This window comes from Haloterrigena sp. KLK7, assembly GCF_037914945.1.
Classification (GTDB): Archaea; Halobacteriota; Halobacteria; order Halobacteriales; family Natrialbaceae; genus Haloterrigena; species Haloterrigena salinisoli.
Genome location: NZ_CP149787.1, coordinates 1,822,612 through 1,848,243, shown reverse-complemented (window position 1 = coordinate 1,848,243; position 25,632 = coordinate 1,822,612). Strand labels below are relative to the sequence as shown.

Genomic DNA, 25,632 nt, shown 5'->3' with positions numbered 1-25,632 from the left:
GGCGAGCGAATCTCGAGAAACTATTTACTGCCCGGCGTGAACGTGCTGGACATGTACGATTTCGTCGTCGTCGGCGTCGGCCCGCCGGGAGCTCGGTTCGCTCGCCGAGCCGCCGAGGAAGGGTACGACGTGCTGGCCCTCGAGAAGGGGCGGGTCGGCGAGCCGCTGGCCTGTTCCGGCCACGTGAGCACGGACGTCTGGGAGTTCACGGGCGAGGGCGCCCGCGAGGAGCTGTTCCAGAACGAGATCTACGGCGCCCGGTTCCACGTCGGCGGGCCGCGCAGCGAGGCCTACCCCTTCTACAAGCGGGAGGTCGCCTCGAACGTCATCGACCGCGTCGGACTGGACCGCCACCTCGCGGACCTCGCCCGCGAGGCCGGCGCGGACGTCCGCGAGGAGCACACCGTGACCGACGTGACGGAGCGCCGCGACCGCGTCGAGGTCGTCGCCAGCGGTCCCGACGGCGCCCTCGAGTTCGAGGCGAAGATGCTCGCGGGCTGTGACGGTCCGCGCTCGCGGGTTCGGGAGGAACTCGGACTGCCCGAACCCGAGGAGTTGCTCCACGGCGTCCTCGCGTTCTCCGAGGAGGAGGACCACCAGGACTTCGTCGACGTCCACCTCACCGCGCCGACGTTCTTCGCGTGGCGCATCCCGCGGGGGTCGGCGGGCGTCGAGTACGGACTGGCCGCGCCGCCGGGCGTGCAGGTCACCAAGCACTTCGAGGAACTGATCGACGGCTACGAGATCGACGTCTCGCACCGCTGTTCGGGCGCGATCCCGATCGGGCCGCCCGACCGCGTGACGACCCGCCGCGCGTTCCTGATCGGCGACGCGGCCGCCCAGACCAAGCCGTTCACCGGCGGGGGCATCCTCTACGGCATGACCAGCGCCGACCACGCCGTCCGCGAGATCGATCCCGATCGGCCGACGACGCTCGCGGCCTACGAACGCGCCTGGCGCGAGGACCTCGAGCGCGAGCAGGAACTGGGCCACTGGCTCCGCCGGGCCTACTCGCTCCCGGAGCCAGTCCAGCACGTCGGCCTCGGCGCGCTCGCCGGCGAGATCGGCGTCCACATGGACCGTCCGACGTCGCTCGTCTCCCCGTCGCACCTGCGGGCGATGGTCTCGCGACTGCTCCGCTGAGGGATCCGGCAGCGATCCGTCGGTCCAGCGTCCTCGAGCCGTAGACGACAGACGGAAGGGCGCGCTCGGGAAACCACCGAGGGATGGCAGGGTGGCAGACGACCGTCGTCGCGTTCCTCGCGCGAACGCTCGAGCGTTGCGGGATCATCGACGCCGAGCGGTTCCGCCCGACCGTCGACCTCGCGTGGCCCCGGATCGTCACCGGCTTCGCGATCATGTCCAAGCAGACGGCCGACCTCGCGATGGTCGGCGTCGCCGTCGGCACGGCCGGTACCGCGGGGCTGGCCTACGCGCTCGCGTTCTGGGAGATCGTCACGATGCTCGGACTCGGGCTCGCGGGCGGCACCGTCAGCCTCGTCTCGCAGAACTACGGCGGCGCGGAGACCGGCCGCGCCTCGCTGGTGGTCACCCAGAGCGTCCTGCTGGCCGTCGGGATCGCGCTCCCGCTCGCCGCCGCGTTTCTGCTCCTCGCCGACCCGCTGATCGGGCTGTTCGACGCCGAGCCGGAATCGATCGCACACGGCGCGACCTACCTCACCTACGTCGCGCCGGCCGTCCTGTTCGAACTGCTCAACCTGATCGCCAGCCGCACCTACACCGGCGTCGGCGACACGTTCACGGAGATGGTCGCCCGCGCGGGCGGCGCCGCGCTCAATATCCTCATCAGCGGCCTGCTCATCTTCGGGTTCGGCCTGGGCGTCGCCGGCGCGGCGATCGGCACCACGCTCTCGACGGGGTTCGTGACGGTCGTCCTCGCGTGGGGGATGGTCGGCCGATCCTACGGCGTCCTCGGGATGGAATCCAGCCCGGTTCCGCTCACGCGCTCGGGACCGTGGCTCGAGCCGACGCTGCTGGCCCAGCTCGTCGAGATCTCCGCGCCGGAGATCGGCCGCCGGCTCGCCCAGGGGATCGTCGTCTTCCCGCTGCTGTGGGTCGCCGGCTCCTTCGGTCCAGTGGTCGTCACCGCCCTCGAGGTCGGCCGACGGGTGCGCGCGCTGATCAACAGCGTCAACTGGGGGCTCTCGCTGGCCGCGAGTTCGCTGGTCGGCCAGCGACTCGGCGCGAACGACGAGGCGGGGGCCGGCGCCTACGGCATGGGGATCATCCGGCTCTCGGCGCTCTGTTACGCGACGATCGCCGTCCTGGTCGTCGCGTTCGCGGATCCGATCGCGAGCCTGTTCGTGGGATCGGACGGACTCGCGCTCGCGAGCGCGTTCGTCGCCGTCGGCGCCGTGAGTTCGATCGGGTTCGGTATCGACGGCGCCGCCTCGGGCGCGCTGCTCGGCGCCGGTGACACGCGGTGGCCGTTCGTCGCCTCGCTGGTCGGTCGCTACGGCTTCGCCCTCCCGGCGGCCGCGCTGGGGCTGGTGACCGCGCTCGACGTCGCGGGCCTCTATCTCGCCTTGCTGCTCGAGACCGCCGTCCCCGGCGGGATCAACTACTGGCTGTTCCGGAGCGGCCGCTGGAAGGTCGTGAGTCGGCGGTATCGACCGTCATCCGAGACCGCAGAACAGTGATCGACGGGCGCTACTGCGACCGCTCGAGAACCGGCAGTCCGTTGGCCTCGAGGTAGGTGAAGAGCCGGACGAGCGCGAGTCCGAGGGCGACCGTGCCGACGGCCGCGACTCCGATCGTGACGACGTCTTCCGGTGCGCCCATCGACGCCGTGAGAAGTGACGCCGAGAGCGCGATAATTGCGACGGACGTCAGCAACGCCAGCGTCTCGCAACTCAGCGTCGTCCACGTCGATCGGGCGACGTACCGATTTCGCGGGATACTCCGGACCATACGAACGTGTTATTGCTGCTACACTAAAACGGTTTCCTCGTCGAGAGACCCCTCACTCGGGAGCAGGTCGCGACGAGTCGGTCGTAGTTGTCGCCGAAGAGCGACCGCGCGGGATCCTCGTTCAGTCCCGGGAAGTCGCCGTAGCGGCCGGCCGCGATCGAGCGGTCCTGCGCGGCGGCGATTCCCTCGAGGACCGCCCGACGTTCCTCGCTCACGTCCCGTCCGCGGTCCGAATCGCCACCCGCTGCGTCTCGGACTCGTCGCCGCGCTCCTCGGCGACGACGTACCGCACCTCGACGATCAGCGACTCGTCGCTGTGGGGGCTGATCTCCTCGTAGAGGCGGTCCGCCAGCCCCGACTCCGGGTCCGGATTCCGACCGGTGACCGTGACGACGACCCGCTCGACCGACTGGATCGGGTAGTCGCCGTCGAGTTCGACCGCGACGTCGTCCGACTCGAGGCCGTCGTACTGTGGCTCCGCGAGCACCGCGTCGACCTCGTCCTCGGCCGCCGACTCGAGTTCGGTCGTGTGGAACTCCAGCAGCGTGACGCCGGCCAGCGGCGCCGCCAGCACCAGCAACCCGACCCCGAAGATCGCCGCGTAGGTGTACGTCGGCGTCCGCGTGGGCGAGACCTCGAACAGCCCCTGCGGGCGGTAGCCGGCGATCCACAGCGTGGCCAGCGCGGCGAGGTTGATCGACAGGAGGTTGACGATCACGAGGACGGCGGCGCCGATCGCCGCGCCGGACATCCCCCAGGCGACCGTGATCCCGACCGCGGCCGACGGCGGAATGAGCGCCGCGGCGATCATGACGCCGACGATGGCCTCCGAGAACCCCCGCGTGAGGCTCAGGATGCCGGCAATCCCAGCGCCGAGGGCGACCGCCAGCGAGAACAGGTTGGGCGCGACCCGCTCCTCGAGTTCGGTGGCGACGACGATGTCGACCCCCGCGGGCTCGAGGCCGGCGAACCGGGCGAGCGTCGCGAGTCCGATCGAGGCGACGACGACCATCGCCACCCCGATGGCCTGGTAGGTGAAGCCGGTCGACTTGAGGCGGGCGTCGCCGGTGACGATGCCGACGTTGGCTGCGAGCGCCGGCCCGAGCAGGGGCGCGATGACCATGGCGCCGATCACGACCGCCGGCGAGTCGGCCAGCAGCCCGGCCGTGGCGACGACGGCGCTGATCAGCAGCATGACCGCGTAGATCGAAAACGGGGGCGTGAGTTCGTCGGCCTTCGTGCGCAACACCTGCCGCGAGGTGCGAGCGCCGAGTTGACCGCCCTGACTGTACCGATCCCGGAGCGTCGAGAACTGCTCGGAGAGGACCGTCTCCGCGTTGATCACGACGACGCTGGCCTCGTCGCCGATCCCCGCCCGCGTCAGCCGATCGAGGAGCGGTTCGACGGCCCGCGTCGGGACCGGAAACCGGACGACGGCGGCGTAGCCCCGGCCGCTGGTCTCGTCGCTGACGACGTAGTCGATCCCCTCGTCCTCGAGGATCTCGAGGACGGTCGCTCGCTTCCCCTCGGGAACCGTCACCTCCAGATAGCGCATACCGTGGCCACAGCGGATCCGTAGAAAGTAGTACGGGCGGCAGGAGACGGGCGATGGGCGGTGGGGAAGGCGAGACCGCAGCGCCTCGTTCGACCGGCGTCAGTCGTCGGTACCGACGATCCCGCAGGCGATGGCGTCGGGATCGTCGATCTCCTCGCCGTCGACCGCGTCCGGATCCAACAGGAGGATCGTGTCGTCGGGCATCTCGTCTTCGACCTGAACCGTCTGTCCCAGAACGTCCTCGAGTTCGTCGACGTCGTCGATGTCGAACTCGCGCTCGACGAGCAGTTCGGCGTTGGCCCGCGAGAGGACGAAGACCAGCTCGCCCGGCGCGGTGCCCTCGCTCTCCTCCGCCTCGAGCAACTCCGACAGCGCGTCGGACGTGACGCCCTCGAGCGAGCGGATGGTCACGCGCTCGGTGTCGGAGCCGGGCGCGTTGTCAGACTGCGTGCGCAGGCGTGCGGCCAGTTCCTCGAAGTCGGTGGCGGCGTCGATCGGGGTGTCGCTACTCGAGCCCATACGAGAACGTCAGTCGCGCCGGCCTTGAGGGTGGGGCTGGCCAGTTCCGGCCGCCGAGCGCGGACGGAAGCGACGTCTCAGGAACGTCGCGTCCCGACGGTGATCGCCCAGAACGAGGCGACGGTAACGACGAACGTGAGGACGACGGCGAGGGCGTAGCCGTCGGTGTACGCGACGCTCGCGGTCCCGAGCGGCGGCATCGCCAGCGCGCTGGTTCCGATCGCGACGTTGAACGTGCCGACGATGGCGGTGTCCCTGTCGGCGCCGTAGATCCCCATCAACAGCGGGATGTACAGCGTCGCCGTCCCGCCGAGTCCGATCCCGAGCAGGAAGACGCCGACGGCGAGCACCGGGAACTGCGGCGCGAAGAGCAGCAGAACGCCGGCGGCCGCACACAGAAGCGAGGCGAGAAACGCTCGTCTGGCCCCGGCCCTGTCGGCGATGTACCCGCCGCCCATCCGTGAGATGATACTGACGCCGCCGACGAGTCCGAACGCCGTCGAGGCCCCGGCGGCCGTCAGCCCGCGGGCGGCGAAGAGGTCGACCGCGAACGCGGCGAGCAGCTGGTACCACGAGAACGCGAGCGCGATGCCGACGAACAGCAGTCGGAACGTTCGCGTCCCGGCCAACCGGCGGATCCACTCGAGGACGTCGCCGCCGGCCGATGTCGCTCCGTCAGTCCACCGCGGACGTCGGCACGTGAGCCCGGCGAGGAGGAACGCGACCGTAGTGGCCGCCATGACAGCGAAGAATCCTCGACGGACCCCGAACCGCGCGATGACGGCCTGCCAGATCGGTGGCAGGAGGAACAGCCCCAACCCGTTTCCGACGAAGATCAGCCCGGTCGCGGCGCCGCGGCGCTCGTCGAACCAGCGCGGGACGATCGACGCGAGCAGGACGTACACCGTCCCGAGCGCGAGGCCGAGCAGTGCGAACACGAGGACCAGCCCGAGGTACGATCCCGTAACGTACAGCGCGGGCGCGATTGCGCCGGTGACGGCCGTGCAGGCGAGGATCACCGGCCGGGCCGACAGTCGCGCGGCGAAGACGCCGACCGCGCCGGCGCCGATGAAGAAGGTGAACAGCATGACGGAGAAGACGCTCGAGAGCGCGACCGGCGAGACGGCGAAGGCCTCGCTGAACGGGTCCCGGAGGATCCCGTAGGAGAACGGCGTGCCGAACGTGAACACCATGCCGATCGCGCCGGCGACCGCCACGAGCCAGCTGCGTCGGCTATCGGGCCGCTCCGTCTCGTCGTTCGTCACGGCGAATCGTTTCCCTCCGCCCGGCGAAAACGTTCTGTTTCGAATCGGGTTCGGGGCGACCTGGCACGGCGATCGGGTTACTGATACGCGGGCAGCCGGTCCGACCGATCCGACCCCTCGACGAACGGCAACTCGGTCACCGACGCGGGAACCTCCTCGCCGCCGACCCGGACCGTCAGGGAGTCGCTCTCGAGGCCGTAGTCGACGACGGCGAGCGCGATGACGTCCTCGAGCAGCGGGCTCTCGCCGGCGCGGGTCACCTCGCCGACCGAGGCGTCGCCGTCGAAGACGGCCGCACCGGCGTCGGGAATCGCTGGGGTTTCGTCCCCGTCGTCTCCGTCCGCGTCGCTCGCGGCGCCCTCGAGCGTGAGCCCGATCAGCCGCCGGCTCGGCTGGCCGCGGTTCTCGACGCGGGAGACGACCTCCTGGCCGACGTAACAGCCCTTCTCCCAGTCGAGAGCGTTCCGCAGACCGAGTACGTTCGGGAGCGTCCCCTCGAGTTCCGTCTCGAAGAGGGGGGAGCCGGCCTCGAGCGCGAGGCTCTCGAAGGTGCGGTAGCCGAAGGGGGCGGCGTTGAGCCCCTGGGTCTCGAGAATGTCGTAGACGTCTTCGGCGGCGTCGGCCGCGCAGATCACTTCGTAGCTCTCCTCGCCGGTCAGCGCGTCGGTGCGGATGACGGTCACGCCCTCGTCGCCCATCGTCCCGCGGACGAACGAGTAGCGCTCGTCGGGCGAGGCGGCCCCGTTGAGGACGCTGGCGACCTTCTCGGTCGCCGTCGGGCCGTGGATCCCGAAGATCGCGTAGTCATCGGTCGCGAGGCGGATGTCGACGTCCTGAATGAAGACCTTCTCGGACCAGTCCTCGACCAGCGGCTCGGCCTCCGAGGGCGGCGTGAAGAGGAGCAGTCGCTCGCCCGCGTTGTAGACGTAGAGTTCGATCTCGATTCCGCCCTGCGGATCGAGGACGAGCGCGTAACAGCCCCGGCCGTCCTCGGCCGGCACGCGGTTCGAGACGACGTTATCGACGTACTCGAGTCGATCGTCGCCCTCGACCACGACGACGCCGTAGGCCATCTCGATCAGGCCGACGCCGTTGCGGACCGCCCGATGGGTCCGCTCCGGGCGGCCGAAGTGTTCGACGATCGTCCGGCCGTCGCGCTCGCCGAACGCGGCCCCGTGCTCCGCGTGAATAGCCTCGATAACGGTCATACCGTTGTGCAGGTGCCTGACCTCCTCAGGCGTTTCGATTCAAAAGGGAAGTCGATCGCGAAGCCACTCGCCGATCGTTTGGTCGTCGTTCTCGTCGGTCGGCGCTTCGGGAATGACCCGGTCGTCGGGTTTGATTACGGTCTCGCTGCCCCCGGATTCGACGACGATCAACCCGTCCTCCTTCAGCGTCGAGAGGGCCGTCTCGAGTTCGTCGATATCGACTTCGACGGCCGCCCGGAGTTCGAAGACGCTCATCCCCTCGTCGGCCCGATCGACGAGCGCGTCGAGTACCGCCACCTGTGTCCCCGCCCGGTCCCGGTACTCCCGCTTTGCTCTCATTCGTCGGCGTATTCAACGACCGGGGATTTGACGTTTGTCGTTGCTCGGTCGCTGGAACCGGCGTCGCGCTGGAACCGAACGCGATCGCCTCGCCGGCGATCGGTCGCGTCGCCGTCACGATCGGTTCCCGGAGGCAGCACGTTTTTTATGTGATGACTGGGTACGGTGGGACAATGGCCCTTCGATGTTCGTTGCTCGGACACGACTACGGAGACCCCGAAGTCGAACACGAGCGCGAAGAGCGGGGCAGCGAAGTCGTCGTAACCGTCCAGGAGTACGAAGAGTGTGCCCGCTGTGGCGATCGGAATATCCTCAGCGAGAACACGGAGGTCACGAGCCTCTCCGCCGCGACGGACGTCGATTCGCTCCCCCCCGAATCCGAACCCGAACCCGAATCCGAGACAGCGATACCCGACAGCGACGCCGAGACTGTCGAACCACCCACCGATCCGGCCGCGGAAGGCGGCTACAGCGACGACGGGAACGCCGACTTCATCGACGCCGACGCGGGCGAACCGGCGGCCGCCGCGGACGAGTCGACCGACGACTTCGACGTGCCGACCGACGAGAACGGCGATCCGGTGACCGACGACGGCGAGATTCTCGACGACGATGACGACGATCCCGTCGTCGATCGCGAGCGCGACCACGGCGAGTGGCCCGACTCCGACGACGTCGGTCCGCCCGTCGGAAGCGAGACCGAACCGTCCGGGTGGCCCGACTCCGGCGACGAGGGCGACCGCGAGGACGACACCGTGATCGACGCCGAACTCGAGGATCCCGTCGAACCCGACGAGCCGGTGACCGACGACGCGGTCGTCCTCGAGGACGACACCGGCACCGTCTCCGGCGGAAGCGGCGAACCGACCGCGGCGGCGGACGCCAGATCCGTGACCGCGGAGCCGCCGAGCGCACCCGAAACGCAGGGGTCGGACGACGCGGGTACAGCGACGGGCGGCGAATCGCCCGAGAACGGGGCCGCGTCGGGCAGCGGAATCGAACGCGCGGCGTCGGCTCCCGCACCCAGCCAGAGCGACGGGCCGCGCGAGGACGTGCCGACCGAGTTCTACTGTCCGCGGTGTGAGTACGTGTCGGACGGCGACCGAGGCTCGCTGCGCGCCGGCGACATCTGTCCCGACTGTCGGAAGGGGTACCTCGGCGAACGGGAGCGTCGCTGACAGGTCTCCGCCCGCAACCGCGACCGCGGTGCCGACCGGCGCGCGCCCGTCAGTGTTACTCGAGGCGCGTGTTGGCCGATCGTAACGTCGGCTATGAAAAGAGGTAAACACTCCGCCGTGCATCTCCAATCCATGAAGGAGTACAAGATGCGTCGCGGTGAGTATCTCGAGGAGCGAATCCCCGATATGGAGTCGACGGTCGAGGAGTACTTCGGCACTATCACGGGGACCGAGGAGTACAAGGGGAGCGACCTCTACGTCGTCGGCGAACCCGACAACCCGGTCTTCGAGAAGATCGTCGTCGGGACCGTCGAGTACTCCGGCAAGAAGGACAAACTCGGCGTCGAGTTCTACGAGCGCGATCCGACGGAGCTCGGTCCCGAGGAGCTCGAGGCCGCCGCCGACGCCGTCGACATCAAAAACGACTTCCTGCTCGAGGCGACCGCTCGAGACGCCAAGGCCCGTCGCGACTCGATGAAGCGATCCGTCGAAGACGATCCCGACCACGACTTCTGAGGTTTCACATCGGACAGTCGACACTCTCGAGGGAGAGCAGCCACCGTTTCGCGACGAGTCGAGCCTCTCGTGACGAATAGGGACCGTTTTCGGAGGAGGAACTGCGGTCTCGGATGCTACGTGCGGTCTCGAGCGGTCGAGAGCGACGACTAGTCGCGCTCCTCGCGTCGTTCGTGAACGTTGACCAACCCGGCGCCGGAGCTGCGGCTGACGATATCGACGACGTCGCCGGCCTCGACCGCGTTGAAGTCCTCGCGGACGAGCGTCGTCTCCCGGCAGTCGCCGTCGGCGTCGAGAGTGCAGGCGGCGATCCGATACTCGACGATTTCGTACTCGGCAGCGAGCCGATCGGCCACCGAGTCGGAGACGACGAGCGGTTCGTCGGGATCGATCCCGTCGGCGACCGCCTCGTGCGGGTCGTCGTCGGAGGAGACCCCCGCGTCGGGATCGTAGCGTCGCACGACTGCATCGATCGGCTCGTCGCCGTTCCACGGATGGAGCCGAACGGACTTCCGCGTAATCTCGACGCGGTCGGCGAGTCCGAGGCGGGTCGCACATCCCGCGAGGGCGTTCGACGGCACCACGGCGAGGAACGTACGTCGGTTCACTAGAGCGACGGTATTCGGAGGCCCCTCGAGTGCCTTTTCCCGGCATTGAGAGGCGACGCTCCGAAACGGCTATTGTCGCGCCGTCGAATCCACCGGTATGGATCTCGCCGCCTTTCTGACGGCGACGCTCGTCGCCCACGTCGGGTTCGCGATCTTCGTCACCGGCCACGCCGCACTGACCGATCGCGAGGCCGGTAACTGGCCGTATCTGACGCTCGCACTGGGGATCGCGGGACTGGCCGGCTACTTCTTCTACGACGGCGGAGAGTAGTCTCGAGTCTCGCGCCTCGAGAGCGAAAAACAGGTGAAGCAGACGGAACGCGTCGGGTTCGGCCGGACTCAGGCCAGGAAGACGTGGCGCGGCCGGTCGGTCAGGACGTCGCGACCGAACTCGACGGCCTCCGAGAAGGCGTCGCTACGGAAGAACTGCATGGCGTCCTCGCGGGAGTCCCAGCGGCTGGCGATGAACATGTCGTTTTCGTCCTCGCGGTTGATCAGGAGGTCCGTCTTGCGGTGGCCCTCCATCTCCGCGAGCAGCTCGCCGGCCTCCTCGAAGGTACCGAGGAAGTCCCCGCGGTGCTCGGGCTTGACGGAGTAGAACATCCCCATCGTGCCCCAGGAGTCGCCCTCGTCGTCGCCGGCCTGGCGGACGATATCCGGCAGATCGGCGAGGAATCCCGCCGCGGTGCTCGCGGCCCGTTCGGTCTCCCAGAGGCTGACGACTGCGGTTTCGCCGTCGTCGCCGCCGTCTTGCGGTTCGTAGACGGCCGTCTTCACGTGCGTATCGTAGTGATCGAAGTTGCCGCGGAGGCCGTCGACCTCCTCGAACAGTTCGTCGGAGTCGGCCGCGGAGTAGAGCACGACCGCGTGGACGTCCTCGCCGTGTGGCTGGCCGGCGTAGACGCCCATGTCCTCGAGTTCGCTGCGGAGGTCCTCGTCGTCGTCGCCGTGCGGACCGCCGGAGCCACCGTGGTCGCCGCGGTCGCTCGAACTCGAGTCGCCGTGACGGTGACCGTCGGACTCACCGTGGCCGTGGTGGCCGTCGGAATCGCCGTGGTGGTGCCCACCGCTCTCACCGCTCGCGTGGGGGTGGCCGCCGTGAGCGTCCTCGCCCTCCCGCGGGATCCGCTCGCCGTCGAGGAACGCGCCGAGGTCTTCCGGCGGGAACCGGCGGGCCGAGAGGAACCGGCCGAACTCGGCGAAGCGGGAACTCGAGGGGTCGAAGCGCATCTCGTAGAGCAGTTCCTTCACGTCGGTCGGGTCGTCGCCGAACAGGGTGACGCCCCACTCGAAGTCGTCGAGGCCGATGCTGCCGGAGATGATCTGAGTGACCCGGCCGGCGTAGTCCCGGCCGATGTCGCCGTGCGAGGAGAGGTGTTCCGCGCGCTCGTCGAACGGCAGGTCGTACCAGTTGTCCTCGGAGTCGCGGCGCTTGCTCATCGGGTAGAAGCTCAGGAACTCGCTGTCGGGAATCTCGGGTTTGAGCCGGGACTCGATGTAGCGCGCGAGACCGGTGTCCTCGACCTCCGCGTCGTCGTCGAAGTAGTCCTGGGACATGTAGCCCGAGACCTCCGTCACCGAGAGGTAGGAGTCGGCGCGCTCGGTGAACTCCGCCAGCGCCGTCCCCTCGAACTGACGCTCTAACGCGTCGAGGTCGGCCAGCGTCGGGCGGAGGTGGAGGACGAGGAGATCGGCCTTGTGGCCGAGCACCGCGAACGTCGCCGACTCGCCTTCCTCGGCGTCCGCGGCGGACTCGGCGGCGGCGAGGTAGTCGATCCCCTCCTCGATCGCCCGCGAGCGCCGGCGTTCCGGGGCGTCTCGCCAGGCGTCCCAGTCGATCGAGCGGAAATCGTGCAGGACGTACCAACCCTCTTCGGTCTGTGGCGGCTGCCGTCGTTCCATGTGCGGCGATTGGGACGGCGAGGCCAAGAAGGACAGGATTTCGGTTCGACGGTCAGGCGGTCGACCGGCGCGAGCGCGGGACTGGACGCCGAACGCGTTCGGTTCCCGGCGTCAGGGTCGGCGGCTTCGCCGACGGGTTTCGAGGGGCTCCCCCGGCGACAGAACGCCTTTCCGTGTGCCCGTCTAACTCGCGACCACATGCGGAAAAGTGGGCCGCCGAAGGGACTTATCGCCTATCTCGTCCTCGAGTTGCTCGAAGAGAAGCCCCGCTACGGCTACGAGATACTGAAGGAGATCCGCGAGATCAGCGGCGGTCACTGGGAGCCGTCCTACGGCTCGGTCTACCCCATCCTCTACAAGTTCGAGGAGAAGGGGTGGGCCGAGCGGATCGACCGCGAGGACGAGCCCGACCGGAAGTACTTCGAGCTCACCGACGCGGGCCACGCGGAACTCGCGGATCGGCGCGAGAGCTGTACCGAAAAGGCCCGCGACTTCGCCGACGTCATCCTCGGCTTCTTTCACGTCTACGCGGCGTTCTCGACGGACGATCGGTTCGAGATCCCCGATCGGGACGGCGAGTGGCGCTTCGACGAGTCCTGCAGCGCGTGGATCGTCGAACAGCTCGCCCGCCACCACGAACGCTACTTCGACGCCGAGTTCGAGCGCATCGAGGCGACGCCCGAGGAGTTCTACGAGCGCCACGGCATCGAGTCGGCGGACGGAGACGCGGGAGCGCCGGCCGACGCCGACGACGCCTCGAACCCCGAGGAGTCGTGATCGCCGGCGACGAGCGCGGTACCGAACGGGTTCAGTGGCAGCGGTCGTCTTCCGAGAGTCGCACAGAGCGACGGCTCGCGTGGCTGACCTCGGCTACTGGAGGAGAGGGACCCCCAGCATGAGGACGAAGCTCCCGAGCATCGTCAGCCCGACGGCCGTCGTGACGGTGCGGACGTGCCCGCGGGTAGTCTCGAAGGGGAGCCGCGAGACGATCGCCTCGGTGCTCGTCCGGAGGATGTGGCCGCCGTCGAGCGGGAACGCCGGAATGCAGTTGAAAAAGCCCAGCTGGACGTTGATCCAGCCGGTCCAGAACAGGAGGTTCGCGACGAAGAAGACCGTCCCGTCGCCCAGCGCCGCGAGCGTCCCCTGTACCTCGTAGAAGTTCTGGACGCCACCGGTGAAGCCGGCGAAGTTGAACGGGAGGAGGCCGGCCACGGCGCTGACCGGGAGCATCACCGCGAGGACGATCTTCCCGACGAACGAGTTCATCAGGGCGTTGTCGGGACCGTTCCCGCCCCCGAGAATCGCCAGGTAGTCCTCGGCGGGGTAGAGCTGGACGCCGATACCGTTGAGTTCGACGCCGGACGTTCCGGAGTTACCGACGACGCCGAGATAGCTCCCGCCGTCGCGGGGATGCTCACCGAGCGTGACCTCGTACTCGACGCGCTCCCCGTCGAGATAGCCCTCGACGGTGATCTCGCTGCCGGTCTCCTTTTCCTTGACCAGCGAGATGAGCTCGTCGTAGGTGTGGGTCCGTTCGCCGTCGAATCGGGTGATTATCAGCGGTTCGTCCAGCGACCCGGTCGCGTCTTGGAGCGGCCCGTCGTCGGTGACGGTGACGGCGGCACCGATCGGCATTTCGCGCTCGAGTTCCCGCCCGTCGCGTTCGATCGTCACGGTGGCGCGCTCGTCGTCGCCGACGGCGTCGAAGAACTCGCGTTCGGTCGCGATCGTCTGGCCCCCGACCTCGAGGATCCGATCGCCGACTTGCAGCCCGGTCGGCCCGTTCTCTATCGCGGCGGTCACGAGCAGCGAGCGCTCGACCGTCACCGTCCGTTCGCCGTTGAGTTCGAGTTCGACCCGATCGCCCTCGGCGGCCTCCAGTCGCTCTCCGAGGTCGTCGTTCGTCTCGACGGGTTCGCCCCCGACGGCGGTGATGCGATCGTTCGGCTGAATGTCGGCGTCGGCCGCGGGCGAGTCGGGAGCGACGCCGCCGACGGCGGCGCCCGGGGCGACGGCGATCGATCCGGCGATCGGTCCGAACAGCAGGCCGAAGACGAGGATCGTCACCGCGAAGTTGTTGGTGACGCCGGCGGCGAACATCCGCGTCTGGCCGCCGCGAGAGGCCTCCTTACTGCCTTCCTGGTCGGGCTCGACGAACGCGCCCATCGGGACGAACGCGAGCATGGCCACGCCCATCGAATCGATCTCGATGTCCTCGACGCGACAGAGCAAGCCGTGGCCGCCCTCGTGGACGACCAGTCCGACCAGCAGTCCGGTAACGATCCCGGGCGTCGCCGACACCGGCAGGAAGTCGTTGACGCCGGGGAACGGGATGACGTTTCGCGGCTGATTGATGCTACTGGCCGGCTGCGGCGACGTCACCGCGGAGACCGCCCCGAGCGCGAGGACGACGAACATCGCCGCCATCACGACGATAGCGATCCCGACGCCGAGGTTCGCCCACGCGCGCCAGAACCGTCTGGGCTTCGCGAGGCGGTCGAGAAACTGCCGGCCGCGCTTGGTGTGGAAGGTCAGAATCGGCCCCTGTGTGCCGACGTACGACGGCAACAGCTCCGCTCGACGGAGCGCGATGATCCCGAACCAGTAGACGAGCAGGCCGGCGACGACCCACGTGAGCGTCTCCGAGCCGGCGAGTTCGGGGACCGAGACGACAGCAGGGAAACCGTAGTCCATCGCTCCTATCTCCGGGAGGCGTTCTCAAAGGGCTTTTGTCTGTCCTGTCGGCTGAACGGCAGACTCGAGGCCCGTGCGGTCACCGTTCCCGGCGCAATCGGGCGACGACGAACTCGCGATCGACCTTCGCGAGGAACGGACCGAGCTTCGGTCCCTGGTCCTCGTCGAAGAAGAGGCGATAGCCGGCCCCGAAGAAGTCGCCGACGTCGACGTCGTGGCGCCTGGCGGTCTCGTAGATCTCGCCCTGGATCTCGTCGGGCTCGTGGCCCTCCTCGATGAAGTCGGCGAGTTCCGCGAGGGCGTCCTCGGTCGCGGCGTCGAAGTCGTGGTCGGGAATCTCGGTGCGCTTGAGTTCGTAGTCGAACTCGTTTTCGGTCCGCCGGGCCCAGTTGCGGGCCTTCTCGACCCGCGCGAGGGCGTCCTCGACGGCCCACTCGGGCGCGTCGTCGGGAACGTGTCCCTCCCGACGGGCGATCTCCTCGCGCAGGTCGGGGTCGTCGGTCATCCCGAGCACGGCGGCGAACGTGTACGGAAGGCGGATCCGCTCTTCGCTGGGCTCTTCGACGACGAGCGGGTAGACCCGCTCCGCGAACGCCTCCTCGTCCTCGTCGGCCTCGATCTCGTCGAAGTAGATCGCCTCGAGGCGGTCGAACTCGTCGACCAGCTGGTCGAGGCGCTCGATGCTGAAGTCCCGGGCCTTCGAGGGGTCCTTCGCGAAGAAGTAGCGCAGCACCTCGGGCTCGAGCAGTTCGAGGACGTCCGAGACGAGGATCACGTTCCCCTCCGAGGAGGAGAACGGCTCGCCCTCGAGGGTGAACCACTCGTAGACCATCGGGACGGGGGGTTCGATCTCGAGGACGTTTCGCGCGACGTCCTGGCCGCTGGGCCAGGAGCCCTCGGCGTGGTCCTTGCCGAAGGGCTCGAAGTCGACGCCCAGCACCTGCCACTGGGCGGGCCACTCGAAGCGCCACGGGAGTTTCCCCTCCCGCAGCGTGGCGGTGCCCTCGTGGCCGCAGCCGTCGATCGTCTGGTCGCCGGCGTCCATATCGGTACACTCGTAGTCGACGGTGCCGGCCTCGCCGGCGTCTAAATCGACGCTCGTGACTGTCTCAGTGATCTTACCGCACTCCTCGCAGATCGGATTGAACGGGACGTAATCGCCGTTCGCGTCGACCTTGTCCTGGTATTCGGAGAGGACCTCGCGTGCGCGATCGCGGTGCTCGAGGACGAAGCGAGTGACGTCCTCGAGGTCGCCGTTCTCGTACATCTCCGTGTTCGACACCAGGTCGATCGGCACGCCGACGGCGTCGGCGCTGTCCTGGATGATCGTCGAGAAGTGGTCGCCGTAGGAGTCACAGCAGCCGAACGGGTCCGGAATGTCCGTGTACGGGGCGCCGAGGTTGCGTCCGAGCGCGCCCGCGTCGACCTCGCCGAGATCGACGAGATTCCCCTCGAGGTCACAGAGGGTGCGGGGGAGCTTGCGGAGGGGATCGCGGTCGTCGGCGGTGAACACCTGCCGGACCTCGTGGCCCCGCTCGCGGAGGACTTCGGCGACGTAGTAGCCCCGCATGATCTCGTTGACGTTCCCGAGGTGCGGAACGCCGGAGGGGGAGATGCCGCCCTTGACGACGATCGGCTCCTCGGGATTTCGGGACTCCACCTGGTCCGCGACGATATCCGCCCAGAACGCGTGGCGCTCGTCCTCCTCGAGGTCGCGTTGCAGCGTGTAGGGACGCTCGTCGCTCATTGCTCGTCGGCGGCCCAGTAGGTCGGTTCCGCGCCGGCACCCTCGGGAACGATGTCCGTCCCCTCGTGATCGCCGTGACGGATCGCCCGCGCGATCCGATCGGGATCCGTTCCGTCGAGGACGATCGTTCGCATGCCGGAGCGCTCGATGATCTTCGCAGCCAGCAGATCGACCGGCGCCGACGCGCCGGCGTTCATCTCGAGGCCGGCGATGGCGTCGACCAGGTCCGCGGCGGAGAGGCGGTCGTACTTGGTCGCGTCGTCGTCCTCGTTGGGATCGGCGCTGTAGACGCCGGGAACGCTCGTCGCGTAGACCAGGAGATCGGCGTCGATGTACTCCGCGAGGGCGGCCCCGACGGCGTCGGTGGTCTGGGCCGGCGCGACGCCGCCCATGATACAGATGTCGTCGCGGCGCAGCGCCTCGCTCGCCTCCTCGTAATCGAGCGCCGGCGCGGTCACGGACTCCTCGCTCAGCGCGGCGATGAGCAAGCGGGCGTTCAACCGGGTGACGTCGATTCCGAGCTGGTCGAGTTCGATCTCGTTGGCCCCGAGGTCGCGGGCGGCCGAGATGTACTCGCGAGCGACGCCGCCACCCCCGACGACGGCCCCGATCCGACAGCCCTCCGCGATGAGGTCTTCGATGACGGCGGCGTGCTCGGCGACCCGATCCGCGCCCGGCTCGGGCACGAGCACGCTTCCGCCGATAGAGACGACCACTTTCATACTACCCCGGTGTAACCGGGTTGCTATCTTAAGGGTTGCCAACTCCGGACCGCCGCGCGTGTCTCACTCTCACGGGACGGTTCTCGCGGGCGAAAGCCGGACCCGAAGCGGCGGCTGAACGACTCGAGCACCGGTCCCTACGACTCGAGCGATAGCACCAGCGCCTCCCCGTCGCGCTCGAACTCGGTCCCGAGGGGGGCCGACAGCTCGCGCATTCGGTCGCGGGCCCACTCGGCGGCCGCGGGTCCGGCTTCGTGAACCGCACAGCCGTCGATCTCCGTCGGACGAAGCCGTAGTTCGGTCGGAACCCCGTCCGCGGTCACGTCGAGTTCGAACAGGAATCCCCGATCGTTGCGCAGCTCGTCGTCGACCGCGTAGTCGTCGACGAAATCGCCCGTATCGTACATGATCGGGCGGCCGTCGTGGACTTCGATTCCCTGGAAGACGTGTGCGCTGTGGCCGTGCACGACGTCGACGCCGTCCTCGATCAGCCAGCGGCCGAACTCCCGGAACGACTCGGGCGGTTCGGTGACCATGTTCGGTCCCCAGTGCAGCGACGCGACCAGTAGATCGGGATCCGATTCGCGTGCGCGAGAGAGCGCCTCGCGAACCCGTCGTTTCGCCTCCGCGTCGTCGGTATCGATATCGATCCACGCGGTCCCCGGTGACTCCTCGTCGGCCGCGTACTCCGGCGTGTTGTCGGTAAACGCGACGACGGCCAGCTCGAGCTCGTCGCCAGTCCCCCCTCTCGCGCCGCCGTCGACCGTCACGACCGCCGGCTCGAGCGACTCGTCGATCGTCTCCCCCGCACCGGTGCGCGCGATTCCCGCCTCGTCGAGGCCCTCGAGCGTGTCGCGCAGGGCCACCGCCTCGTAGTCCAGCACGTGGTTGTTCGCGAGCGCACAGACGTCGACGCCGGCCCGCTCGAGCGCCGGGATCGCCCAGTCGGGGTCCGCGCGGAAGTGAAACGGCCGGTGGGTCCGCCGCCACTCGCGGCCGCGCGTCGAGAGAACGCACTCGAGGTTGATCACGAGCGCGTCGAGTCCGCGGAGTCGCTCGAGGACGGTGCCCCAGACCGCGTCGACCGACCGCTCGCGCTGGCGATCGTCGACCAGTCGGCCGAGCATGACGTCGCCGGTGAAGCCGATTCGACGGGTCATACGGACCGTTCGTGATCCACACCCAAAATTCCGGAGCACCGCACCGCCTCGGATTCCGTGACGCGACGGCGGATCGGCCTGATCGCTCGCTCGAGCGGCGCTCCGATCTCGGCGCTGCGAGTAGCGACCGTCTTCGGCGCTGCGGGTGACTGATCGGCTTCGGCTCCCGGACGGGCGGGACTGAAAGGGGCGATCCGCTGGCGCAAGCGCCAGCGGATCGGGGCTTTCGGTGGGACTGTGAGGGACGCGCGAGTGGGCTCGGCGCTCACTCGCGCGGGGCTTTCAGCGATAGCTACAAACCCCGACGCCGCCATGTCTCGAACATGCACGTACTCGGCATCTGCGACCGCGGCGCGGACCGCGACGCCGTCGAGCGGGTCTGTGACCGCCTCGTCGATCGGCTCGAGCGCGAGGGGCGGGTCGGCGTCGTCAGGTACGACGCGACGATCGCGGACGGAACGGCCGTCCACGACTCGACGACGGTCGGCGGCGACGTCAGCTACGAGCTGGGCGCCGACGGCGACTGGGCCGCCTCGGGGACGGGACTGGGCGTCGGCGACGCCCTGGATCGGCTGGCGACCGGCTGCGCGTACGCCGTCGTCGTCGGGGTCGAGGACCTCCGTCATCCGACGGTCGTCGTCGGGACGGACGACGCGGACGGCGAGGGGAACGTCATCGCGGCCGTCGACGAGCCCGGCGATCTCGATCCCGACGCCGTCGCGGCCGAACTCGAGTCGCGCGAGCCCCACGAGACCCTCCACTCGCTGGTCGATCGCGTCAAACGCTCGTCCAAGGCCGATCAGGCAGGGGCGATCGCGACCTTTACTGGCCGCGTCCGCGCGAAAGATGACGCGGACGACGCGCGCACCCAGTACCTCGAGTTCGAGAAGTACGAGGGCGTCGCCGACGAGCGCATGGCCGCTCTGGAGGCGGATCTCGAGGCGCGCGACGGCGTCCTCGAGGTCGAACTCTACCACCGGACCGGCGTCGTCGAGGACGGCGAGGACATCGTCTTCGTCGTCGTCCTCGCCGGACACCGCGAGGAGGCGTTTCGAACCGTCGAGGACGGCATCGATCGGTTGAAAGACGAGGTCCCGCTGTTCAAGAAGGAAGTGACGGTCGAGGACGAGTTCTGGGTGCACGAGCGAAGCTAGTACTTGATTTCATGAATATTCCGTTCAAAATAGGTCACGCCGCTCGGACGGAGACACTCTATCACCCATGATAATTGGATCTGCGATAATAAGTTAGCGACGGTTATAAAAGGTCTCGAGCCCTCTCGTCGTTCGATAAATAGTCACGACTTCGAGAATAAAACGTCCGTTACCCCCCAGATCGCTGAACACAACCGAAATTTCGCTAACCATCCTTCCTTTATAACATATCCCACCGACAAGCCGTGGATGTCAATGAGCACGACAGCCCAACCCTCCACGGAAAGCAAGGAACGACGCCTGAAACGCTACCTCCGCGACCGCGCCGAAGACGGAGAGCTCTACTTCAAGGGCAAGTTCATTGCTGACGACGTCGGGATGTCCCCCAAGGAGATCGGCGCGCTGATGGTCAAACTCTCGGAGTCCGCCACCGAACTCGAGATCGAGAAGTGGTCGTACACGAGCGCGACCACCTGGCGCGTCGCACCGGCCTGATCGTGCCCTCGCCGCGACCGAGCGGTCACCGGCCCGCCGTTCGAGCGGCGTGACGAACGCCCCTCGAGCCGTGCAACGCCCTGCCGGCCGGCCGCTCCGACGGCGGTCGGCCCGTTCTTGTCCGGTCTCTCTTCCCGTTCGTTCGATTTTCCGTCCGAGAATGTGTCCAGTTGCGCGAGTCCCGTCTCACTGAAGACGGTCCGGCCTGCCGACGACAGTCGATTTATACGCTGGGGGCCCGCAATCACGGATGATGGACGACGCCGACGTACCCGGGTTCGGTCCGTCGATCGACGACGACCACCCCGGGGACGGCCCGCCGCTCGAGCGCATCGAGTCGGTCTTTCGGGTCTACGAGATGCGGGCCGAGGGCGAACAACTGGTGTACTACGGCGATCCGCGTGTCCACCCCGAACGAGCGATGGAGGAGCTGTGGCCCGCGTTCCGCGAAGCCGGATACGACCCCCAGCTGACCACGCGCCACGGCGAGTACGTCCTCGTCGCCGAGCCGATTAGCGTCGGGATCGACGGGATCCCGTGGACGAACATCGCGCTGCTGTGTGCGACGATCCTGTCGACGCTGTTCGCCGGCGCGAACTGGTACCATATCGATCCGTTCGCCAACCCGGAAGCGATCTGGCACGCGTGGCCGTTCACCGTCGCGATCCTCGGCGTCCTCGGGATCCACGAGATGGGCCACTACGTGTTGAGTCGGTACCACAACGTCGACGCCTCGCTGCCCTACTTCATCCCCGTCCCGACGCTCATCGGGACGATGGGCGCCGTCATCCGGATGAAAGGCCGGATTCCGAACCGGAAGGCCCTGTTCGACATCGGCGTCGCCGGTCCGCTGGCCGGACTGGTCGCGACCGTCGCCGTCACGATCATCGGCCTCCATCTGCCGCCGGTGACCGCGCCGCAGTCGGTCGTCACCGATCCGAACGCCATCGAACTGCGGCTCGGCTATCCGCCGTTGCTCGAGTTGCTGGCGGCGGCGTTCGACCGCCCGCTGTACCGAGGCGATCCGGCGATGTCGGTCAATCCGGTCGTCATCGGCGCCTGGGTCGGCATGTTCGTCACCTTCCTCAACCTGATTCCCGTCGGCCAGCTCGACGGCGGTCACATCCTCCGGGCGATGGTCGGCGACCTCCACGAGACGATCAGCGCGCTCGTTCCCGGCGCGCTGTTCGCCCTCGCGGGCTACCTCTACTACATCGGCGACCACGGCGTGCAGGCGGTGTTCGTCTGGCTCCTCTGGGGGTTCCTGACCACGCTCCTCGCGTCGGCGGGCGCGGCGCATCCGGTCACCGACGACCGACTCGGAACCGGTCGACAGGTGCTGGGCGTCGTCACGTTCGGGCTCGGGCTCCTCTGTTTCATGCCGGTCCCGCTCGAGGTCGTCCAGTAGCGACGAGCGACGACGGGCAAGCGCCGTCCGCGGCGCGCTACTTGCCGTGCGTATAGCCGCGATCCGCGAGTTGCTCGCCGTCCAGCGTGATCTCCTCGACGGGCTCGGTGGCCGACCCGATCACCGAGAGGTCGACGTCGATCGCCGCTCGCACCGTCTCGAGCGCCGACTCCGGAAGCGTCGCGACGAGCTCGAAGTCCTCGCCGAAGGTGATCGCGCGCTCGAGGGCCGTCTCGCCGTCGGCGCCGTCGTCGGCCACCTCGCGAAGCGCCTCGGCGACCGGGACCGACGCCGATTCGACCGCGAAACCGCAGTCGCTGGCCTCGGCGAGCTGGTGGAGCGAGCGGGCGAGCCCGTCGCTCGAGTCCATCATCGCCGTCGCGTGGGGCGCGAGCGCCGCGCCGGCAGCGACTCGCGGTTCGAAGCGAAACAGGTCGTTGGCTCGTTCGGTCGCGTCCTCGCTCTCGTCTCGAGCGCCGCGTTCGAACAGCTCGAGGCCGGCCGCGCTGCGGCCCAGCGTCCCGGTGACACAGAGCAGGTCGCCGGGTTCGGCGCCGCTGCGGCGAACGGGGTCGTCGCTCCGGCCGACCGCGGTCGTCGAGACGGTGAACTCGGAGTGGCCGTCGAGGTCGCCGCCGACGTACGTGGCGTCGATGCGGTCGCAGACGTCGCGTGCGCCGCGAACGAACGCCAGCAGTTCGTCGCGGTCGAATTCGGGGGCCGCGTAGGCCGCGACCGCGGCGGTGGCGTCGGCGCCCATCGCGGCGACGTCGGACAGCGACGCGCCGACCGCTCGCCAGCCCGCCGTATAGCGGGTCGTCCCCGTCGGGAAGTCCGTCCGTTCGTGGAGCATGTCCGTCGTGATGACCAACTCGTCGACGACGGCCGCGTCGTCACCGGCGGCCTCGAGTTCGCCCTCCAGCAGCGACAGGGCGGCGCGTTCGTCCATACGTCCCGTTTCGATTCCAACACGAAAAACCGCCCGGACTGGGACGTCTGGGCGTCTCGAGGCGCCGCCTCGCCCGCCGATCACGGAACCCCTGCGAGCGGTCGCCACGCCGCCGCTGCGCGGGACAACGATGGCCTTAAATGCGGCGGACGGAAACCACACGCCAATGGCTACGATGTACGACGTTCCGGCGGACGACCTCATCGAGGCGCTCGCCGACGATCTCGAGGAACGGCTCGACGAACCCGACTGGGGCAAGTTCGCGAAGAGTGGCGTGGACCGCGAACTCCCGCCCGAACAGGAGGACTTCTGGGCGACCCGCGCCGCGAGCCTCCTGCGTAAGGTCTCCGACCGCGGCCCCGTCGGCGTCGAGCGACTCTCGACGGAGTACGGCGGCGCGAAGGGCGGTTCGAACCGCTACCAGGTCGCCCCCGACAAGCGCACCGACGGCTCGAAGAACCTGATCCGAACGATCCTCCAGCAGCTCGAGGAGGAAGACCTCGTCGAGACCGCCGAGGGCGAGGGTCGCCGCATCACTCCCGAGGGACAGAGCCTCCTCGACGACACCGCCGGCGAGGTTCTCGAAGAGCTCGACCGTCCGGAACTCGAGCGCTACGCGTAACGCGAGACGAATCCAGTTTTCACGCCGAACACCCCTCGAACGCCGACAGTATCGCCTGTCGTCCGAAATCATTTTCCGCCGCGCGAAACAACAATCGTGATAGCAATGAGCGACGCACCCGACGAGGAGAAACTCGAAGAGCTGCGACAGAAGAAAATGGAGCAGTTGCAGGAGCAAGCCGAGAACCAGCAGGGCGGTTCGCAGGAGGCCGCCCAGCAGCAGGCCGAGGCCCAGAAGAAGGCCGTCCTCCGCCAGCACCTGACCGACGACGCCCGCAAGCGGCTCAACACGGTCAAGATGAGCAAGCCGCAGTTCGGCGAGCAGGTCGAACGGCAGGTCATCAGCCTGGCCCGCAGCGGCCGCATGCAGGGGAAGATCGACGACGAGAAGATGAAACAGCTCCTCCAGGAGCTGAAACCCGACTCCCAGAGCTTCGACATCAAGCGGCGCTGATGGAGCTGGGACTGCTCTACAGCGGCGGCAAGGACTCGACGCTCGCGGCCCTTCTCCTCGAGGAGTTCTACGACGTCACGCTGGTGACGGCCCACTTCGGCATCAGCGACGACTGGAAACACGCCCGCGAGACGGCCGACGCCGCCGGTTTCGACTTCGAACGGCTCCAGCTGGACCCCGACGTCGCCCGCGAGGCCGCCGCGCAGATCCGCGAGGACGGCTTCCCGCGGAACGGCATCCAGCAGCTCCACCAGCAGGTCCTCGAGCGACTGGCCGAGCGCGAGTACGACGCCATCGCCGACGGCACGCGACGCGACGACCGCGTGCCGACGATCTCTCGGGCCCAGGCACAGAGCTTAGAGGACCGCCACGGCGTCGACTACATCGCGCCGCTGTCGGGCTTCGGCCGCACCGCCGTCGATCGGCTGGTCGAGGCGCGACTCGAGGTGACCGTCGGGCCGAGCGAGGAGATCGATCGGGCCGACTACGAGGCGGAACTCCGGACGATCATCGCCGACGAGGGCGGCCGCGAGGCCGTCGACGACTGCTTCCCCGATCACACGCAGACGTACGTGACGGGCGTTCGGCGGGAATAGCGGGGAGAGCGGAAATTCAGGTTCCCGTGAACCCCGTCGGGACCAACCTATTTACTACGACGGACTAGTCTAGAAATATGTGTGTTAATCGATCCGAAACGAACGATGGCGAGTTTTTCAGCGGACGGACGGCGACGACGGCGCTCGCAGCCGCGTACGTGACGGTCGGGATCGGGTTCTGGATCGGTCTCCTAATGGGGTGGTTTCGGCTGCTCGTCGCCGCTCTCGGCGGGACGGCCGTCCTCGTAGTCGTTTCGCTGTATATCGCCGTCAGACGAGAGGGGTTGGTCACCGCCGAAAACGCGTTGTTCGCCGCGTTCGCACTGGTCGCGACGGGGCTGCTGCTCTCACTCTCCGCGTTCACCGACGTCTCGTCCGAATTCGTCTTCCCCCTCTGTTTCGCCGTCGCCGGTCTTCCCCCCTACCTGATACTGAAGTACACCGGCTACGGCAAACCCACGTGAACGACGACGACACTAGCGAGTGAACTCGAACCGCGCACCGCCGGTCTCACTTTCGGTGACCGTCACGGACCAGCCGTGGGCGTCCGCGATGGCCCGGACGATCGCGAGCCCGAGTCCGGACCCCTCCTCGGACGTCGAGTACCCCTGCTCCAGAATCCGCTCGCGTTCGCCCTCGGGAATCCCGGGGCCGTCGTCTTCGACGAAAAATCCCCCCGAGCAGGGACCGACGCGGATGGTGACGTCGTCCCGGCCGTGCTCGAGCGAATCCTGCTGAGCCTGCGAAGCAGGGCTCGTCGAACCGTGTTCGACGGCGTTCCGGAAGAGGTTCTCGAAGAGCTGTTTCGCCCGGAGGGGATCGACCTGCAGCGTTCGGTGATCGACGACCTCGTAACTCGCATTGCCGGTGGCCGTCGACGACCACGCGTCGCCGGCGAGTTCGGAAAGCGGCACCTCGTAGGTCTCCTCGACCTGCGTCCCGCTGCGGGCGACCGACAGCGACTCCTCGATCAGCTCGTCCATCCGCGTCATGGCGGCGTCGACCTCTTTGAGGTGTTTCGCCTCACCCGTCCGGAACGCCGCATCGAGGCGACCGCGCGCGACGCTGAGCGGATTCCGCAGGTCGTGGCTGACGACGCTCGCGAACTCCTCTAAGCGCTCGCTCTGCCGGCGGGCCTCGCGGGTCGCGGCCCGCTGTTTGATGTCGTAGATTCCGGCGACGGTGCCGGCACCGACGCCCATCGTCCCGCTCATCAACAGCAGGTACAGCGGCGACCGAGCGCCGAGTCCGTCGAGATAGGCGATATAGAGGTGGAGCGCCGCGACGATGAACGCGGCGAGAAAGCCGCCGAGACCGTACGCGAAGACGGTGAGTCTGTCCCGCACCGAGACGTCCTGCGCGACGAGGAACCGATCGGCGAGGACGACCGCCGTCGCGATCGCGAACGGGAAGACGCTCTCGAGGAGCGTCTTCGTCGAGAGGGTCTCGCCGGCGATCCGAACGCCGATGGTGGCGGCGAGAACGAGACCGAGGACCGACAGCGGCGAGACCGGAAGCTGTTCGCCGACGTCGGCGACCCAGTCGTCCTCGTCGAGCCGTTGCACGGGCGTATCTCAGCACGGAGAGAGATATCAAGTTACTGGTGAATCT

General features: G+C 68.1%; 28 protein-coding genes. 13 read left to right on the top strand and 15 right to left on the bottom strand.

What is annotated here, in order from left to right; genetic code table 11:
* Positions 1-51 precede the first annotated feature (51 nt).
* Positions 52-1,143 carry a geranylgeranyl reductase family protein gene (locus tag WD430_RS09110; RefSeq protein WP_339105704.1) on the top strand — a complete coding sequence of 364 codons (1,092 nt, stop codon included), beginning with the start codon at positions 52-54 and terminating at the stop codon, positions 1,141-1,143.
* 83 nt (positions 1,144-1,226) lie between these two features.
* Entirely contained in the window at positions 1,227-2,660 is a 1,434-nt protein-coding gene (locus tag WD430_RS09105; RefSeq protein WP_339105703.1) for an MATE family efflux transporter, read from the top strand.
* A gap of 10 nt (positions 2,661-2,670) precedes the next feature.
* Here the strand turns inward: WD430_RS09105 and WD430_RS09100 are convergent, their stop codons facing one another.
* The 7 genes from WD430_RS09100 to WD430_RS09070 form a co-directional block, all read right to left on the bottom strand.
* The gene (locus tag WD430_RS09100; RefSeq protein ID WP_339105702.1) at positions 2,671-2,931 is read right to left on the bottom strand and encodes a hypothetical protein; all 261 of its coding nucleotides are present in this window, start codon (positions 2,929-2,931) and stop codon (positions 2,671-2,673) included.
* 23 nt (positions 2,932-2,954) lie between these two features.
* The gene (locus WD430_RS09095) at positions 2,955-3,146 is read right to left on the bottom strand and encodes a hypothetical protein (protein WP_339105701.1); all 192 of its coding nucleotides are present in this window, start codon (positions 3,144-3,146) and stop codon (positions 2,955-2,957) included.
* Entirely contained in the window at positions 3,143-4,486 is a 1,344-nt protein-coding gene (locus tag WD430_RS09090; protein ID WP_339105700.1) for a TIGR00341 family protein, read from the bottom strand. The genes WD430_RS09095 and WD430_RS09090 overlap by 4 nt, the downstream gene beginning before the upstream one ends.
* 99 nt (positions 4,487-4,585) lie before the next feature.
* Positions 4,586-5,005, bottom strand: a complete 420-nt coding sequence (locus WD430_RS09085; RefSeq protein WP_339105699.1) for a hypothetical protein — start codon at positions 5,003-5,005, stop codon at positions 4,586-4,588.
* A 77-nt stretch (positions 5,006-5,082) separates the two neighbouring features.
* Positions 5,083-6,270, bottom strand: coding sequence for an MFS transporter (locus tag WD430_RS09080; RefSeq protein WP_339105698.1), 1,188 nt, complete (start codon positions 6,268-6,270; stop codon positions 5,083-5,085).
* Positions 6,271-6,347: 77 nt separating this feature from the next.
* Complete coding sequence (locus WD430_RS09075) at positions 6,348-7,478, bottom strand: aminomethyltransferase family protein (RefSeq protein ID WP_339105697.1); 1,131 nt, start codon at positions 7,476-7,478, stop codon at positions 6,348-6,350.
* Between the two features lie 39 nt (positions 7,479-7,517).
* The gene (locus WD430_RS09070; protein WP_339105696.1) at positions 7,518-7,817 is read right to left on the bottom strand and encodes a DUF6432 family protein; all 300 of its coding nucleotides are present in this window, start codon (positions 7,815-7,817) and stop codon (positions 7,518-7,520) included.
* A 173-nt stretch (positions 7,818-7,990) separates the two neighbouring features.
* Here WD430_RS09070 and WD430_RS09065 point away from each other — a divergent pair, with 173 nt between their 5' ends.
* Positions 7,991-8,995 (top strand): hypothetical protein, encoded by a 1,005-nt coding sequence (locus WD430_RS09065; protein ID WP_339105695.1) that lies wholly within the window; start codon positions 7,991-7,993, stop codon positions 8,993-8,995.
* Positions 8,996-9,127: 132 nt separating this feature from the next.
* On the top strand, positions 9,128-9,511 hold the full coding sequence (locus WD430_RS09060) for a DUF5611 family protein (RefSeq protein ID WP_339105694.1): 384 nt from the start codon (positions 9,128-9,130) through the stop codon (positions 9,509-9,511).
* A gap of 149 nt (positions 9,512-9,660) precedes the next feature.
* Here the strand turns inward: WD430_RS09060 and WD430_RS09055 are convergent, their stop codons facing one another.
* Complete coding sequence (locus WD430_RS09055) at positions 9,661-10,119, bottom strand: hypothetical protein (RefSeq protein ID WP_339105693.1); 459 nt, start codon at positions 10,117-10,119, stop codon at positions 9,661-9,663.
* A gap of 97 nt (positions 10,120-10,216) precedes the next feature.
* Here WD430_RS09055 and WD430_RS09050 point away from each other — a divergent pair, with 97 nt between their 5' ends.
* Entirely contained in the window at positions 10,217-10,390 is a 174-nt protein-coding gene (locus tag WD430_RS09050) for a hypothetical protein (protein WP_339105692.1), read from the top strand.
* 68 nt (positions 10,391-10,458) lie between these two features.
* Here WD430_RS09050 and WD430_RS09045 read toward each other — a convergent pair whose 3' ends face one another.
* Positions 10,459-12,021: a heme-binding protein gene (locus tag WD430_RS09045; protein ID WP_339105691.1), complete on the bottom strand. Its 1,563-nt coding sequence runs from the start codon at positions 12,019-12,021 to the stop codon at positions 10,459-10,461.
* A gap of 198 nt (positions 12,022-12,219) precedes the next feature.
* Between WD430_RS09045 and WD430_RS09040 the strand changes: the two genes are divergently transcribed.
* Positions 12,220-12,798, top strand: a complete 579-nt coding sequence (locus WD430_RS09040) for a PadR family transcriptional regulator (protein WP_339105690.1) — start codon at positions 12,220-12,222, stop codon at positions 12,796-12,798.
* 93 nt (positions 12,799-12,891) lie between these two features.
* On the opposite strand, the gene WD430_RS09035 is transcribed toward WD430_RS09040, so the two are convergent.
* The 4 genes from WD430_RS09035 to WD430_RS09020 all read right to left on the bottom strand — a co-directional run bounded on the left by WD430_RS09035 (position 12,892) and on the right by WD430_RS09020 (position 18,344).
* Positions 12,892-14,715: a site-2 protease family protein gene (locus tag WD430_RS09035; protein ID WP_339105689.1), complete on the bottom strand. Its 1,824-nt coding sequence runs from the start codon at positions 14,713-14,715 to the stop codon at positions 12,892-12,894.
* A 79-nt stretch (positions 14,716-14,794) separates the two neighbouring features.
* Positions 14,795-16,462: a lysine--tRNA ligase gene (gene lysS, locus WD430_RS09030; protein ID WP_339105688.1), complete on the bottom strand. Its 1,668-nt coding sequence runs from the start codon at positions 16,460-16,462 to the stop codon at positions 14,795-14,797.
* Positions 16,459-17,184 carry a UMP kinase gene (pyrH, locus tag WD430_RS09025; RefSeq protein WP_339105687.1) on the bottom strand — a complete coding sequence of 242 codons (726 nt, stop codon included), beginning with the start codon at positions 17,182-17,184 and terminating at the stop codon, positions 16,459-16,461. The genes lysS and pyrH overlap by 4 nt, the downstream gene beginning before the upstream one ends.
* Before the next feature lie 137 nt (positions 17,185-17,321).
* Positions 17,322-18,344 (bottom strand): CapA family protein, encoded by a 1,023-nt coding sequence (locus tag WD430_RS09020; protein WP_339105686.1) that lies wholly within the window; start codon positions 18,342-18,344, stop codon positions 17,322-17,324.
* 323 nt (positions 18,345-18,667) lie between these two features.
* Here WD430_RS09020 and WD430_RS09015 point away from each other — a divergent pair, with 323 nt between their 5' ends.
* The 3 genes from WD430_RS09015 to WD430_RS09005 all read left to right on the top strand — a co-directional run bounded on the left by WD430_RS09015 (position 18,668) and on the right by WD430_RS09005 (position 21,401).
* Positions 18,668-19,498: a molybdopterin synthase gene (locus WD430_RS09015; protein ID WP_339105685.1), complete on the top strand. Its 831-nt coding sequence runs from the start codon at positions 18,668-18,670 to the stop codon at positions 19,496-19,498.
* Between the two features lie 249 nt (positions 19,499-19,747).
* Positions 19,748-19,993, top strand: a complete 246-nt coding sequence (locus tag WD430_RS09010; protein WP_339105684.1) for a hypothetical protein — start codon at positions 19,748-19,750, stop codon at positions 19,991-19,993.
* A gap of 253 nt (positions 19,994-20,246) precedes the next feature.
* Positions 20,247-21,401: a site-2 protease family protein gene (locus WD430_RS09005; RefSeq protein WP_339105683.1), complete on the top strand. Its 1,155-nt coding sequence runs from the start codon at positions 20,247-20,249 to the stop codon at positions 21,399-21,401.
* A 37-nt stretch (positions 21,402-21,438) separates the two neighbouring features.
* On the opposite strand, the gene thiL is transcribed toward WD430_RS09005, so the two are convergent.
* Positions 21,439-22,350, bottom strand: a complete 912-nt coding sequence (gene thiL, locus WD430_RS09000) for a thiamine-phosphate kinase (protein WP_339105682.1) — start codon at positions 22,348-22,350, stop codon at positions 21,439-21,441.
* A 166-nt stretch (positions 22,351-22,516) separates the two neighbouring features.
* Between thiL and WD430_RS08995 the strand changes: the two genes are divergently transcribed.
* The 4 genes from WD430_RS08995 to WD430_RS08980 all read left to right on the top strand — a co-directional run bounded on the left by WD430_RS08995 (position 22,517) and on the right by WD430_RS08980 (position 24,485).
* The gene (locus tag WD430_RS08995; RefSeq protein WP_339105681.1) at positions 22,517-22,972 is read left to right on the top strand and encodes a 30S ribosomal protein S19e; all 456 of its coding nucleotides are present in this window, start codon (positions 22,517-22,519) and stop codon (positions 22,970-22,972) included.
* Between the two features lie 105 nt (positions 22,973-23,077).
* Positions 23,078-23,425: a DNA-binding protein gene (locus tag WD430_RS08990; RefSeq protein ID WP_339105680.1), complete on the top strand. Its 348-nt coding sequence runs from the start codon at positions 23,078-23,080 to the stop codon at positions 23,423-23,425.
* On the top strand, positions 23,425-24,021 hold the full coding sequence (locus tag WD430_RS08985) for an asparagine synthase-related protein (protein WP_339105679.1): 597 nt from the start codon (positions 23,425-23,427) through the stop codon (positions 24,019-24,021). The genes WD430_RS08990 and WD430_RS08985 overlap by 1 nt, the downstream gene beginning before the upstream one ends.
* 77 nt (positions 24,022-24,098) lie before the next feature.
* Positions 24,099-24,485 (top strand): hypothetical protein, encoded by a 387-nt coding sequence (locus WD430_RS08980; protein WP_339105678.1) that lies wholly within the window; start codon positions 24,099-24,101, stop codon positions 24,483-24,485.
* A 12-nt stretch (positions 24,486-24,497) separates the two neighbouring features.
* On the opposite strand, the gene WD430_RS08975 is transcribed toward WD430_RS08980, so the two are convergent.
* Positions 24,498-25,586 (bottom strand): HAMP domain-containing sensor histidine kinase, encoded by a 1,089-nt coding sequence (locus tag WD430_RS08975; RefSeq protein WP_339105677.1) that lies wholly within the window; start codon positions 25,584-25,586, stop codon positions 24,498-24,500.
* Positions 25,587-25,632: the final 46 nt, after the last annotated feature.